Annotated in this window: 14 protein-coding genes and 1 pseudogene; 6 read left to right on the top strand and 9 right to left on the bottom strand. The window is 44.7% G+C overall.

Annotation, left to right across the window (positions count from 1 at the left end; translation table 11 throughout):
* Positions 1 to 172: 172 nt before the first annotated feature.
* From ACLGGO_RS32450 to ACLGGO_RS32435, 4 genes are all read right to left on the bottom strand, one after another.
* Positions 173 to 667 (bottom strand): plastocyanin/azurin family copper-binding protein, encoded by a 495-nt coding sequence (locus tag ACLGGO_RS32450; RefSeq protein WP_446422406.1) that lies wholly within the window; start codon positions 665 to 667, stop codon positions 173 to 175.
* Between the two features lie 11 nt (positions 668 to 678).
* Positions 679 to 3,432, bottom strand: a complete 2,754-nt coding sequence (locus tag ACLGGO_RS32445; RefSeq protein ID WP_446422405.1) for a M16 family metallopeptidase — start codon at positions 3,430 to 3,432, stop codon at positions 679 to 681.
* A 701-nt stretch (positions 3,433 to 4,133) separates the two neighbouring features.
* The gene (locus ACLGGO_RS32440) at positions 4,134 to 4,580 is read right to left on the bottom strand and encodes a VOC family protein (protein WP_446422404.1); all 447 of its coding nucleotides are present in this window, start codon (positions 4,578 to 4,580) and stop codon (positions 4,134 to 4,136) included.
* A gap of 259 nt (positions 4,581 to 4,839) precedes the next feature.
* Positions 4,840 to 5,349 (bottom strand): TIGR02652 family protein, encoded by a 510-nt coding sequence (locus tag ACLGGO_RS32435; RefSeq protein ID WP_446337891.1) that lies wholly within the window; start codon positions 5,347 to 5,349, stop codon positions 4,840 to 4,842.
* Between the two features lie 118 nt (positions 5,350 to 5,467).
* Between ACLGGO_RS32435 and ACLGGO_RS32430 the strand changes: the two genes are divergently transcribed.
* Together ACLGGO_RS32430 and ACLGGO_RS32425 are read left to right on the top strand one after the other, a co-directional pair.
* Entirely contained in the window at positions 5,468 to 6,022 is a 555-nt protein-coding gene (locus tag ACLGGO_RS32430; protein ID WP_446422403.1) for a gamma carbonic anhydrase family protein, read from the top strand.
* Between the two features lie 470 nt (positions 6,023 to 6,492).
* The gene (locus tag ACLGGO_RS32425) at positions 6,493 to 6,609 is read left to right on the top strand and encodes a photosystem II protein Y (protein ID WP_446371788.1); all 117 of its coding nucleotides are present in this window, start codon (positions 6,493 to 6,495) and stop codon (positions 6,607 to 6,609) included.
* A 127-nt stretch (positions 6,610 to 6,736) separates the two neighbouring features.
* Here the strand turns inward: ACLGGO_RS32425 and ACLGGO_RS32420 are convergent, their stop codons facing one another.
* Positions 6,737 to 8,071 (bottom strand): glutamine synthetase family protein, encoded by a 1,335-nt coding sequence (locus ACLGGO_RS32420; protein ID WP_446337894.1) that lies wholly within the window; start codon positions 8,069 to 8,071, stop codon positions 6,737 to 6,739.
* Positions 8,072 to 8,167: 96 nt separating this feature from the next.
* Between ACLGGO_RS32420 and ACLGGO_RS32415 the strand changes: the two genes are divergently transcribed.
* The 3 genes from ACLGGO_RS32415 to ACLGGO_RS32405 all read left to right on the top strand — a co-directional run bounded on the left by ACLGGO_RS32415 (position 8,168) and on the right by ACLGGO_RS32405 (position 9,932).
* On the top strand, positions 8,168 to 8,908 hold the full coding sequence (locus ACLGGO_RS32415; RefSeq protein ID WP_446422402.1) for an LmeA family phospholipid-binding protein: 741 nt from the start codon (positions 8,168 to 8,170) through the stop codon (positions 8,906 to 8,908).
* Positions 8,909 to 9,073: 165 nt separating this feature from the next.
* Entirely contained in the window at positions 9,074 to 9,679 is a 606-nt protein-coding gene (locus tag ACLGGO_RS32410) for a cytochrome b/b6 domain-containing protein (protein ID WP_446422401.1), read from the top strand.
* Positions 9,680 to 9,779: 100 nt separating this feature from the next.
* Positions 9,780 to 9,932, top strand: coding sequence for a hypothetical protein (locus tag ACLGGO_RS32405; RefSeq protein ID WP_446422400.1), 153 nt, complete (start codon positions 9,780 to 9,782; stop codon positions 9,930 to 9,932).
* A 304-nt stretch (positions 9,933 to 10,236) separates the two neighbouring features.
* Here ACLGGO_RS32405 and ACLGGO_RS32400 read toward each other — a convergent pair whose 3' ends face one another.
* From ACLGGO_RS32400 to ACLGGO_RS32385, 4 genes are all read right to left on the bottom strand, one after another.
* Complete coding sequence (locus ACLGGO_RS32400) at positions 10,237 to 10,482, bottom strand: HNH endonuclease (RefSeq protein WP_446422399.1); 246 nt, start codon at positions 10,480 to 10,482, stop codon at positions 10,237 to 10,239.
* A gap of 76 nt (positions 10,483 to 10,558) precedes the next feature.
* Complete coding sequence (locus tag ACLGGO_RS32395; protein WP_446422398.1) at positions 10,559 to 10,717, bottom strand: hypothetical protein; 159 nt, start codon at positions 10,715 to 10,717, stop codon at positions 10,559 to 10,561.
* A 21-nt stretch (positions 10,718 to 10,738) separates the two neighbouring features.
* On the bottom strand, positions 10,739 to 11,026 hold the full coding sequence (locus ACLGGO_RS32390; RefSeq protein WP_446422397.1) for a KGK domain-containing protein: 288 nt from the start codon (positions 11,024 to 11,026) through the stop codon (positions 10,739 to 10,741).
* Between the two features lie 240 nt (positions 11,027 to 11,266).
* The gene (locus ACLGGO_RS32385; RefSeq protein WP_446422396.1) at positions 11,267 to 13,741 is read right to left on the bottom strand and encodes a dynamin family protein; all 2,475 of its coding nucleotides are present in this window, start codon (positions 13,739 to 13,741) and stop codon (positions 11,267 to 11,269) included.
* Between the two features lie 42 nt (positions 13,742 to 13,783).
* Between ACLGGO_RS32385 and ACLGGO_RS32380 the strand changes: the two are divergent.
* A pseudogene (locus ACLGGO_RS32380) lies at positions 13,784 to 13,975 on the top strand (exodeoxyribonuclease V subunit gamma); the annotation flags it as partial.

Here is a 13,975-nt window from a genome sequence, read left to right as displayed (position 1 = left end):
AACTGATAACTGATAACTGATAACTGATAACTGATAACTGATAACTGATAACTGATAACTGATAACTGATAACTGCTAACTGCTAACTGCTAACTGCTAACTGCTAACTGCTAACTGATAACTGATAACTGATAACTGATAACTGATAACTGCTAACTGCTAACTTAACTCGTTATGAAGGTTTTATTGTAATTTCTCCTACCATACCTGCTTCTGTATGTCCAGGAATTGAACAATGGAGTTCATAAGTTCCCGGTTTCATCGGCACAAATACCCATTCAGCTTCACCAGTTGGTTTCAGTTCCAGTTCATGGATTGCCCCTTTAACCTCTACTTTGGCAGCTTCAACTTTTTGAGTCCAACTCGCATCAGCGAAGTCTTTGGCGGTGAAGTAGTGCTTTTGGGGACTGGGATTATCTAGCAACAGTTTATAGCGTTTACCTGCGATAAACTCAAATTGGTTGGGGAAGAACTTCAATTCATCCGCTTGATTGCCTAAACTCACGTTGACCTCTATGGCTGAAGTCGCCGCGATCGCTGGGAAGCATACTACGTTAATTCCTAGAATTAGTCCAATGATTGCGGTTAAGCATCGGCGAAGCCATTGATTTTGCCAGAGGTGACTATTTGGGGCTAAAACCCCTACTACGAAACGATTTAAGGACATTTTTATTAGCCTCATACTGAACCTGCTGTTACGATTACCAGATTATCAGGATGGAGTAATTCTTTCGCCGCCTGATTGACTTGTTCTAAGCTAACCGCTTCAATGTGACGGACAAATTCCCGCAGTTCATTGGAGGTTAACCCATAAACTTGATTGTCGAGAATGGTTTGGGCTAAGTTGTCAGGATGGGCAAGTGTCACTGGATATTGGCTGGTAATTGAGCGTTTAGCTGTAGCTACTTCTGTTGCTGTAACTCCTTGCGCCTGTATCTGTTGCAGTAAATTAATCGTATTCGCGATCGCACCTTGAGCATCTTCGGGGGCTGTCTGCATTTCAATCACAAAGGAACCGTCGTGTATTCCTGTCTGAAAGGAACTGTAAATCCCATAAGTTAAGCCTAAGCGATCGCGAATCACGGTTCCCAAACGACTGGCTAAAGTATCGCCACCGACAATTTGATTGAGAACTAACGCCGCATAGTATCGCGGATCAGTGCGATTAATCGCGTCAGTACCCATAAACGTCACCGATTGGGATTTCCCGGGTAACACTCGATTGAGACGCACCACCCTAGAAGGTAGCTCAACCGCAGGAATCGTTAACTGAGGCGGCTTTCCTGTGGTTGTCCAAGTGCTGAATTCCTGTTCTAGGAGTGATAGTACCTGCTGGGGTTCAAAGTCCCCAACCAGCGTCAGGATGGTATTATCAGGACGATAATACTCCTGATAGAATTGCACTACATCATCACGAGTAATTTGACTCAGGCTTTCAGACGTCGGGAAACTGTGAAAGGGATGATTTTCTGGATAAAGGGTTTGGGCTAAGGTACGCTGTGCCAAAGAAGCGGGGTCATCTAATTCGATTTGCAGATCGGTTAATGCCCTTTGACGGCTTAATTCCAATTGTTCCGCCGGAAATGTAGCCTGTTGCAAAACATCGCTGAGGATTGGAATTAAAGAAGACAGATCACTAGATAGAGAACTAGCACTTATAAATGTACCTTCCCGCGCCGTATAAAATTCTAAATTAATGCCCCGATCTTCTAAACGTTGAGCAAGGATCAACGCATCCTGAGTCTGAGTTCCATTCATCAGATTTTCAGCCGTGAGTTCCGCTAAACCCGACTTTTGAGGGGGATCATAGACTTTCCCTGCTGGAATATATCCATTTAAAGTCACCGTTGGCGTACTGCGATCGCGCAAAAGTAGCACCTGTATCCCTGAGTTTAAAATAAATTGTTCGGGTAGGGGTTGGTTTGTTGCCAAGGTTGAATCAGAAACGACAGGGGGCAAATACTGGGCGACTTCTGCGGGTTCGGCTGGAGACTCAGCATAAAAATGTTCAGTTGTTTTACTAAAACTACCGATACCGCGACTGGGTTCATCCTGAATTTGAGTCGGTTTAAACAAGCCAACAGTACGTTGTTGCGGAGTAAGATACTGTTGGGCAACGCGCTGCACGTCTTGGCTTGATACTTGGGCGATGGCGGCTAAATAGCAATCGATGAAGCGATAATCCCCCGCCGTGGTGTGATCCACCCCTAATTGAAACCCTTGACTCGTGACATCGCGGTTTTCTAGAATCAGTCCTGCTTTGAGTTGAGCTTTGGCGCGGTTGAGTTCAGCATCAGTCACGCCTTGGTTTTGTAAAGACGCGATCGCATCTTGCAGGACGTTATCAATCGCGTTAAGATCTTCACCTGGATCAGTCGTAACAAATAGAGCATACCAGCCCTTATCCCGGAAATTCGCGGCATACCCCCCCGCATCACTTGCCAATCCGGACTCCACTAAGGCTTGATAGATACGAGAACTACGTCCCGATGTCAAAATGTAATCCATCACATCAATCGCCGGAACATCGGGGTGATTAATATCAGGTAGAGGGTAAACCACCTGCACCAGCGCCGCACTACCGGGTTGTTGCAAAATCACAGGATTCTCCGCTGCTTCCCCTAGAAGGGCGGGTTTAGTCAAGTTATCGGTTTGGCGCCATAAGTTATCCGTCAAACCCGCCCCTACACCCCCTGATCCTCTATCCCTTGCCGTATTGGAACCCACCCTGTCTAAATCCTGCTGACTGACACCGATTGTACCAAAATACTGATTAACCGCATTCAGAACCCTGTCGGTTTCAAAATCACCAACAATAATCACAGTGGCATTGTCAGGACTGTAATACGTGCGATAATAACCTTTAATCTGTTCCAGGGTAAAACGTTCCACATCGTCCTGAGTACCACCAACGGGTAAACCATAGGCATGGTCAGGAAAAACTTGCCCCATGACCACACTATCAAGGCGATATTCTGGGTCATTTTCATACCCTTCCAACTCTGAGATGACCACCCTTTTCTCCGTCGCGAGTTGTTCGCTATTAATCTGGGTATTTTGCATCCGATCTGCTTCTAGAATCAGCAGGGCGTCGAGTTTATCGCGCTTAACGGTGTTGTAATATGCCGTTTGGTCGTAACTGGTGAAGGCATTGGATTCTGCGCCTAAAGCACTCAGCAAGCGACCAAATTGAATCGGGCGATTGGTCGTGCCTTTAAACATTAAATGTTCGAGCTGGTGCGAGATTCCATTTAATCCTGGCGGTTCATTGCGCGAACCAACATTATACCATACCTGGACAGTGACAACAGGGGTATAATGGACTTCTTTGGTGAGAACGGTTAAACCGTTGTCCAGTAGAGTTTTGCGAACCGTTTCAGTGAGAGACAATGAGGAATCAGAGTTAGTGTTGGGTAGAGGAGTTTGACTCAAAGTTGCTGTATTAGAGAAGAGCAGCACGGCGCTAAGGCACAAGCTAAAAAGTAGAATGGGCAAGAAATAGCGATTTAGAAGATGAAACCCAGGCATACGGTTAATAATACTGCTCCTTTGATTTGAGCATTGTACCCTCTAGAGGCACTTCAGAGAATCCGAGTCGCCGAAACCCTGGGTATCCCGTAGGGTGGGCATTGCCCACCAGCCTTAAGTCAGTACCCTTGAGCCTCAATATGCAGTGCCGAAAATAAGAATACTGTTATGTTAATTCATCATCTCAATCCGGGTATATCCGTAGAGTGGGTTAGGCGGTCATACTCTTTCTCAAGTAAACCTTTAATTGAATATCCGCCGTAACCCACCAATAACTGTAGCCTAATTTGTTGGGTTGAGCGAAGTCGAAACCCACACTCTAACTTTTCACAGGAAATCATGAAACCTGCCAATCGGGGCGGGTTTAGTTCCATCTAGGTGCAATTGAACAGATAGCAGTGAAACCCGCCCCTACAGATTTACGGATACCGTGACTAGCAAGTCTATTATGTTAAGCTGATAGCTTATCACACTAAGTACGGAAGACCCTGACAATTAAAGTTAACGGTGGAGATCGTCATTTGTCATTTGTCATTTGTCATTTGTAAGGGTTTAATAGATATTTCCATAACTTAACATAGTTAAGTTTATTTCCACCGACCTACTTATCCTTGGCGGGTTGCCAAGACTCGGATAAATTCCAAAGGTAATCCATCGGTATCCGCAATAAAAGCTACCTCGTACACGCGATCGCCGATAATTTGTTGAGTGGGTTCTAAAAGAATTTTCAGGGGTTGAAACTGATCCGGATTTTGACTCGATGCTTCCTCCATGCTCTGTTGTAGCGATTCCAGCCAACTGGGTAAATCGGCAACTGTTTCAGTGAGATCAAAGGAAAGATGATAGTAACCGACATAATGTTCGTCACCAAAAGCATCGGGTGCAGGTTTAGGTTCAGGGATTTGAATCAGTTCAATTCGTCCGTCTAATCCCTCCATCCAACAGGCGAGTGTAATTCCCGCCGTGAAGCGTTCGGAGATTGTGAAACCTAATTGTTCGTAGAACGCGATCGCGCGATGAATATCAGCCGTGCGAATTGAAGCATGATGCATGATTCACAAATGATTTTAATTGTTGATCTCTGTAGGGGCGGGTTTTACCACTAACACTTCAACTCAAACTCCTAACTTAACTAAACCCGCCCCGACTTAGTGATAGGGAAGCAAACAAATGACAAATTAGGACTTCCGTTTTCTTGACGGTACAGGCGCTACCTATAGGGGCTCTTTCATTGCCGTACCCCTACCATAAATGGCGTTTGTGCGTAAGTCCTGAAATGACAAATGACCAATGACCAATGACCAATGAAACTTACTCAAATAATCGAAAATAAGGATAGCGTACTGGAATTCCTGGCTCTTTTTCCAAATTGAAGTTAATCACTTCCCAACAGGGTTCCTCGCCTGGATCAGGGCTAAATGCTACGGGTAAGCCATAAAGTCGGGGACGTCCCGGTTCAGATTGTCCGCGCCAGGGGGTACTTCGTTCCAGATAGGCGCTAACTAAGTCTCGATAGCGACTGGCAATAATCACCCGTGTTGCCCGATAGCCTTGAGTGTACAGGCGATCAAGGGCTTCGTGAATTTCAAAGCGAATCCCATCTGGATGGGTATGCTGACGATACCATTCACCCTGCCATTGACGCCAGTGACGCCCCGATTGTAAATGGATGAGTTCTTCAGTTTTGGGGTCTGCCTCGAAAGCGCCATGCCGGGGACACAAATAGGTATCGGTCAATGTCAATGCCGGAATAGACTGCCGACAGTGAGGACATTGAATCTCTGAACCGAATATGGGGTACTGTAAACTAGGATTAATCATCTAGGGTTGAAGGTATCGTCATTCATTCGGCGATTGCGCTAGTACCTGTATAAATATATCTGTGGCTTCATCAATTATAGAATACGCTCGAACACACTCATCTGTTTTATAGGCAATCGTGACTGATTCTTATCCCCAGTTTCCTGCAACTCCCTCCTATTGGTCTGCTGTTGATTTGTCTCAAGCCGCCTTTGTTGCGCCCAATGCGGTAGTTATGGGTAAAGTCGCGATCGCGCCAGGAGTTAGTATTTGGTATGGCGCTGTGGTTCGGGGCGATGTCGAGGGCATTGAAATTGGTGAATGCACCAATATTCAGGATGGCGCTATTTTACATGGTGATCCAGGTAAGCCGACAATTCTGGAAGACCATGTGACAATTGGACATCGGGCTGTCGTCCATTCAGCCCATATTGAACGGGGATGTCTGATTGGGATTGGTGCGATTGTCCTAGATGGTGTGCGGGTAGGATATGGCAGCGTTGTCGGTGCTGGGGCATTGGTGACCAAAGATGTTGCCCCTTTATCGCTGGTAGTTGGCATTCCGGCGCGAAAAGTCCGTGATATTTCTGAAACTGAGGCGGCTGAATTAATCGAACATGCGCGGCGCTACCAAAAGCTAGCTTTGGTTCATGGGGGAAAAGGCACAGATTTGGGGTTTCACTCATCTGAATAAGAACGTGGAGACTGACATGCTTACCGACGTTGAAAAAAAACTTGCTACCTATTGACTTTTGGGCGCATAATTTGGTTAAAACTATGATATGAGAATCCTTCACAGATAAAGAGCGGGAGGATGGAAGCCCCGTATTTTTCAAATCGGAGATGAAATCCGACGCGGCGAATTTATTCGCTGTCAACTGGTACAATAGGGCAAGATTTTTCATGGCTGCAAAGTCAGAGATTTCTTGATTCGATAAGGTACGCCGGGACTCGGCGAAACCCAAACAGCAAGAGCTGTTTGAAACGCCCAACTCTGAATTGACAGGGTTTTAAGGAGATAACACAGCGCCCCTAAAGGACCCACGTTGTGTGCCTGGGAACCCGTTTATCGGGATATATGGAACGAAATTTCCATAGAATCTTCCTTCTTCCAGAAGGGAGATTGTCAAATAAATTTGAGCATTAAGCGAGGTAGGTGAAACTATGGATTGGCGGTTACTCATTGTCTTGTTGCCTATCCTCTTAGCCGCAAGTTGGGCTTTGTTCAACATTGCTGGAGCGGCTATTGGTCAAATTCAGGCGTTTCTGAATAAATCCTGATCGGTTGGATAGACACAAATATCTTTTGTAGAGACGTGCCATGGCGCGTCTCTCTGGCTATAATGCTTTAATTAAAAATTTGTGAAGTTACAGTAGGGTGGGCATTGCCCACCTTAGCTGTGCCAATTCAATATCGCTCTAATAAAAGCTTGACTTCGGCGTCTAAATCGAAACCCATCATCGCCTCCCACTCGGCTTGTCGTACTGCTAAATAAACATGAGCCAACTCTTCACCCAAAGCGTCGAGGAGTACCGAGTCATTTCTAAGCTGTTCTATCGACTCAGCTAACGTACTGGGCAATCGTTCAATATTAGCCGCTTGGCGTTCAGCATCTGTCATCGTACCCGGATCTACCGATACAGGCGTTGCCAGTTCTAAGCCTTGGCGGATACCATCAAGTCCCGCTGCAATCGTTGCCCCTAATGCTAAGTAGGGATTCGCCGTAGCATCCACGGTTTTGAATTCAAAATGAGACGGACTCAGGGGTTCAGGATGGGTAGGGACACGCACAGCCGCTTCCCGATTATCTAATCCCCAACACCGGAATGCCCCACTCCAACACCGGGGTAGCAAGCGACGGTAAGAATTGGTAGTGGGTGTTGTCAATGCCATCAGGGCTGGTAGGTGGTGCAGAATTCCAGCTATAAAATGACGCGCAATATCCGAAAGTTCGCCATTTCCGTCTGGATAGGGGATGAGATTTTTGCCCTCTCGCCAGAGACTCAGGTGTAGGTGACACCCGCTACCCGCTTGATCAGCAAAGATTTTCGGTAAGAATGAAGCGATACGATAATGTTGGAGAGCGATCGCTTTGACAGTTTCCCGGAAGGCAATCTGTTGATCTGCCGCACTTAGGGCGTTGGTGTAGAGGATGGAGATTTCCTGCTGACCGGAACCGGATTCGGGATAATATTGTTCAACTAGCATTCCCTGCTCAATCAAAGCTGCCGCGATGTGATCAATAATCCCTTGATGCAAATCCATTGCCATCGTCGAGGCAAATACTGTTTCATCCGCAGGTACAATGCCCTCAGCGTTTCGCTGCAAGAGATAGAACTCATTCTCAAATGCGGCAATCACCTCTAACCCCTCTTGGTTAGCCTCTGCAATCATGCGTTTGAGGAAATTGCGTGGACAAAGACTCCAAGGCACACCATTTAGGATCATATCGCCCATGACACGGGCATGACCTGGGCAATAGGGTAAAGGGTTCAGCGTACTCCAGTCTGGCACGAGACGGATTTCCCCCACAGGTCCAAACCCACTCCCAGCAACAGGCGCATCATACATAACCGGAATGGCTTGTTGAGCCGCAGAAATACCCACACCATGGATGAGGTATTCGGATAAGGCTTTTCGGTGGACTGCCTTGCCCCGGATAATATTGGCATTGTCGCACCAGAGAAGGCGGACAAATTGAATCCTAAGCTGGTCAAGATTTTGTAATTGTTCTTTTTCCATTCATTTTCTGCCTGTGTTTCTCTCCCAGAGTAGCTCCACAAATTAACGTTTCTTAATATAATGAGAAGATAACACGGCTGATAAAGGAGCGATCGCGTGCTGACCCTAGACCGCCTTGGAGAACAGACCCTGAACAGAATTGCGACGCTGGCGCTCTCCAGCCAAATCAATGATGCCAAAAAACTCGAGGTGCGAGTTAAAACAGACCCTTCCCTGTTAGCCAAGGGTCAATTAGAATCCCTGGCGATTTACGGTGAGGGGTTAATCATGGAACACGATATCCGTCTACAAGAGATGGTTATCCGGCTAGAAACCATTGCGGTTGCTCCCTTCAAAGCCTTAACGGGCAACATTGAACTGACCCAACCGACTCAGGGAACAGCACGGATTGTGATTGCTCAGGCTGATCTCAACCGTGCCTTCAACTCAGATGTATTAGGGATTCAGCTTCGCTCACTCAAGGTTCAGGTGGATGGTAAGCCGCAAACTCTCAACGTCAAGCAGGTACACTGTCGCCTCTTAGCCGAAGGTCGAGTTGGTTTTGATGCTGACGTCCGGCTAGCTCAAAGTAATGAAACTCAACGAGTGTCCTTCACCACTACTCCTAGAGTGAGTGATGACGGGCGCAGCGTGGTACTAGAGAAGGTGGAATACGCCCAAGGAAAAGAACTCTCACCAGAATTCACTCAAGCATTAGTAACCAAGGCGGGTAAAATATTACACTTGAGTCACTTTGAGATGCCAGGGATATCGCTACGTATGCATCATTTGCAGGTCCAAGAAGGTCAACTCACCCTGCAAGCAGTGGCGCATGTGACGCAGTTTCCATCCCTGTGAATTGGGATAGAGGCTCACCTTACAACGATTTTGCAGTTGTTGACATTAAGGTTTAAATAGCGAACAGCTTAATAACTGCGAAAGGATCAACAAAACCCGCCCTGACTCATATTGTCAGGGCGAGTGTTATTCTATATGAGTATTTTGATCGAGATAACCTGAACCATGTCTCGTGCTACCCCTTATCAACCCTTACTTCTGAGACTGTTGCATGGTGTCAATGCTCTGATTGCCATTTTAGCTATCATCACCTCCTACTGGGTTTATGATACCTATGATGGGCGATTCGGACAACTGTCTCTGCCCCAAATTCCAGATATTATTGGCATTCATGGTACATTTGGCAAAACCTTACTCCTAGGGGTAATGCCAGCGTTTGCATTATACAGTTTTCATCTAGGGTCTAAACGCCTCATTCAACCCGATTCGTTTCAAAAACTTAGACAATTGGGTAAACCTATCGGTTGGTATAGCCTGCATCGGATTATTAATACGGTGATGTTATTAGCCATTACCTTTTCCTTGATGACTGGCAGTATGATCAAAGAAGAATGGTTACCCAATGGGGAATTAAATCATATCTGGTATTATTTACACTTAACGGGATGGGTGATATTAGTTGGATGTTTAGCTATTCACTTATTAATTAGTGCAAAGGTAGGAGGATTACCATTATGGATATCCATATTTAAGCTAAACTATCGTCCAGACGATTCTCCCAAAAAGTGGATTCAGACACTGCGTTCATTCGGTCGGCGCCAAGATAGGTAATATCACATCCGGTTGAATACTTAGGGGTTGCTGAATAAGTGTTGTGGTAAGGATAGGGAACAGGAAACGGGGAAATGATAACTGTTTAGAAAAACATGAGATGAAACGAAATACGCTACTGATTGTTGTGGAAATTGTGGTCATTGGCGGGATTCTATTCGGTTGGATTGCCCCGTTATTATTTCCCTCAGAGGAACCAGAACAGAGCAAAAATATTGTAAAGACATTGCAGGAAACCTCTGGAACCATCTAAAAAGAAAGTTGGACTTTCAATTCCCTATCGTTTAATACCGGCTGGATGATGTGATAAGGATATTCCCCTAAGTTCCCCATGGAACAAAAAGCGAAGCATCATCTGGCTTCCCCCTTAAAAAGGGGGACGGGAGGGGGATCTAAAAAGGGGGCTAGGGGGGATCTCTTCTTAAGTAACGGTTCTAGCTTTAAGTAAACACTGATGAAGGCTTACGCCCCCAAATAAGCACCTAATTCTGATGAGAAACGCTATAGTTTTGGTGTTATTATCAACTCTAGTTAAATATGAACTTTAACAATACTATCTAACTACTGAAGTGACGCCGGAAGCGAGGATCGAGATGATGTTTTTTCTTGAGGTTACAGGAACGGCAGAGAGTTTGTAGGTTACTAATATCATTTTGACCTCCACGGGCAAGGGGAATAATATGATCAATTTGGAGTTGGGTGTCTAGGTGGGTTTTACCGCAGCTTTTGCATTTGTAATTGTCGCGTTCAAAAACATAGTTTCTCACTTCTGGAGGAATGGGAATTCGAGGTGTTTTTTTCATTGATTTTATGGCGTTTCGGGCGCAAGCCTTGCGCCCCTACAATAAATAGGAATTGGTGGTGTTTTGTTTATTGGTTTTATGGTTGATTTTCTTGGTTGATCCTTTGACGCAAATCATCAAGTGGCGATTCTGGCTGGGGAATTTCGGGTTCATCAGGCTTAAAATAGAAGTTCATTTCCTGAATTTCCCATTGTGGTTGATTGTTAGGTTCATCAGAAACAGCACTATAGTTCAAATCTACTTCAATCAGAAGTTTTCATTTTTGCCATTTTTGATAGCCCAATCTTAAAATTTCACACTCTTTTGCATCATTGGGCAATAAAAATTTTATGGTTATATCGTTTGCCTGACATCCCTGTAAATTATTTATGCTCCAGTTTGTAAACTGATTTCTTATAGCATTTATTGTTCTTTGACTTGTTGTTCTATTTTGTATTTCAGTTTGTGTTTTTTTCTTAAAATAACCAAATTTAAATAATGAATCATCACTAAAATACAAAACATCTTCATCATTAAGATCCAGTAGTTTGAAATTATCGTCCATGTCAAGTATCAGTTGAATTTTGCCTTGCTGCTGTTCATGGGCGTTTCGGGCGCAAGCCTTGTACCCCTACAATAAATGGGAATTGGCAATGCACTCTTCATCTCTCTCATAAATTCTCCGACTTTGTACATAGAATTGTCAAAGGACAAAACAGTCTGTTGATCTTCAGCGACATCATCTAACGGCTTAAATTGATCGGTCATATCTAGTTCTAGACTTTCAAGCAAACTTATTTTTGTTTCATTGTAGATCAGAATCTGCTGAGACCACTGTATTCTCAGCTAAGTTTTCCACTTCATCTGAAATTAGCACTATACTTAAATCTGACTCCTCAATTGTCGGTAGTTGATGATGCCTGTCTAACTTCATCGCCTGTAAACAATAATTAATCCCAGCAACGGCTTGATTGTAATCCACAATCTTTTGCTCAACTTCCTCTTGCATTCGCTGATTCTGTTTAATTTTCTCCTCCGCTTCTTTTTCCAAGGTTTGCTCTAAATACGCACGAGCATTGGGATACTGCTGTAAAATACGATCCGCCTGTTCATCTGCCTTATGTAATAACATCGTTTTCAGAGTTTGATTAACCGTTTGGCGGAAATTGCGGCGAATAGATTTTGAGACTTTGGGTTCAAAATCTAATTTCAATAACTGCCGAATCGCAGGTTCAGCTTCAATCATACTTTCCGCATCATACCCCTGTGAGGTTTGCTGTAACGTTTGCCGGAATTGATAAATTGAAAATGTGCCTTCATCATAAAAACGGGGACTTTCTCGCACATATCTGTCACACTCTGTTCGCGCTTCACTGGCTAACGCCTGACAGACTAGCTTTTCCACCGCCTTTAACTGTTGCTCAATTCCGCCATCATTTCCCAATAATCGATAGAGTTGACTGTAATAATCACTGCGGCGTATTTGTTCCATCAGATAAGCAAAAAAGTGAGAGGCTACCTGTTGAGATGCTTCGACTAAAACATCTTCTAACTGATTCGCCAAATAATAAAGCGCCTCGACTAAAACGGCAATTAAAGGTGCGGTTGCATTACGGGGATGGCTGCGAGTAGCACGACTATAGGCTTGGGCTACTGAGAATGTATTGAGTAATTCATCGAGGCGTTGAATCATTTGAGTTTGGAGTTGGTGAAATTCTATCTCAAAGGCATTACAGCTATTGGTTACCGCCTGATTTACTTCTTCAGCAATGTGAATACAAAATTCTCTCCCTACCTGCTGCAATTCCTGATTCAGCCGTTCTAACTCCTGGGCTTTCATCGCCTCTATTTCGTGAGGTTGACTGTCTAAATTTCGCTGAATAGCCAGATAATGTTTCTTGAGATTAATGCATAAGGGTTGTAAGTCATCAGCTAGATTGGCAAATAACTGCGGACGCTTTTCTTCGGTGAGGTAGCTAGTAATGGATGTGCGAAACTCTTCAATTCCACTATCTCGAATAAGTTTCTCAATGAGTGGCATTCCCCATTCACTGAGAATCCGTACATAGTTCTCTGCTGGGGTTTCATAACCCCTGACAGAGGCTTTAAACTCACTACCAACTAATTTACCGGAACCACAATAACGATTAAACTCATTTACGAATTGTGGCGTTTCCTCTTGAATACCCGTTCCTCTAACAGCCTCTGCTAAAATAGAATCTAAGCCAAAGCGATCGCGTCCACTGGTATGCTTGATTTGACTGCCATAAAATCCCAGTAATCCGCTGGTTTTGTGAACCTTGGGTGTATCCCAAAATTGGCTACGAATCAACTCATCTAACCGCTGTCGCAGTTGGCTGTTATACCAGGTTTCATCAATGCGATTGAAAATATAAAATACGCGATCGCGTATTCCTGGATTACTGCGAATTGTCTCCAGCAGTTGCGTTTCCTCGGTTGTCATATCCCCGGCTAAGGCTGGTTTCAACACACAAACCACGGCTGAGGTGTCTGGATTTTCTATCTTGGTATAAGTTAACTGGGCATCTTGCTTAACAGGCGCATCAATTCCTGGCATATCAATCAAAACATTACCATCTTGTAATAGGGGATGATGGCAATAATATTCAATCCGCTTGAGAACCGCACTATTACTCCCCCGACGTGCATAACCCGCCGCTTCTTTGAGATTAGAAAAATCAAACTGCTCCATCGAATAAGTCCCATGGCTGCTAGAATGGATGCGATCGCGGTTTGCCAAAAACCCCGCCATTAGCAAGTCCAATGCCTTTGCTTGTTTGGCGCGTTCTGATTTACTCTCTCCCCCTTCCTGCTGGATAATCTCTTGACATCCTTGGCGTAGAGTATTAATTTCTTCAGGTTTATGAATATGATTCGCAGCTTTCGCGGCGGCGGATAATCCCAATTTCTGACATAGTGCTACCGCCTGTTCCCGAATCTCTACTTCACTCAAAAACGTCAACACCACTCGTTCTTGATCCATATCCGCATAAGCGATATAACATTCTGTACCTGTGGCGTGTCCCTCGGCGCTATAAAGCAGTTCCCGTTCCAATAGTGCATTAATCAGCATCGATTTCCCCGCACTAAATGCACCCCCAAAGACAATCTCAAATGTGGGAGAAATTGCTTTTAGGAGAGAGGCTTGAACAGAGGTGATATCCTGGGATGCTCGTAGGAATGGCTCTTGATGCAATAATTGTAGAAGACTATCTACTTGGGCTTGTAGGTTCTCACATTGAGCTGGCGTTGATGTCATGATGGCAGCGATTGGGCGAAAAAGTCTTTAGTTTCAATTGTATTGCCATTTGATTGGGAATTGGTATTTGGGGATTGGTATTTGGGGATTGGTATTTGGGGATTGGTATTTGGGGATTGGTATTTGGGAATTGGTATTTGGGGATTGGGATTTGGGGATTGGTATTTGGGGATTGGTATTTGGGGATTGGTATTTGGGGATTGGTATTTGGGGATTGGTATTTGGGAATTGGTA

Origin of the sequence: Coleofasciculus sp., from assembly GCF_046565525.1 — a bacterium.
Lineage (GTDB): Bacteria > Cyanobacteriota > Cyanobacteriia > Cyanobacteriales > Coleofasciculaceae > Coleofasciculus.
Note: the sequence above shows the minus strand (reverse complement) of the source record. Positions and strands in the feature narration are given on the sequence as shown.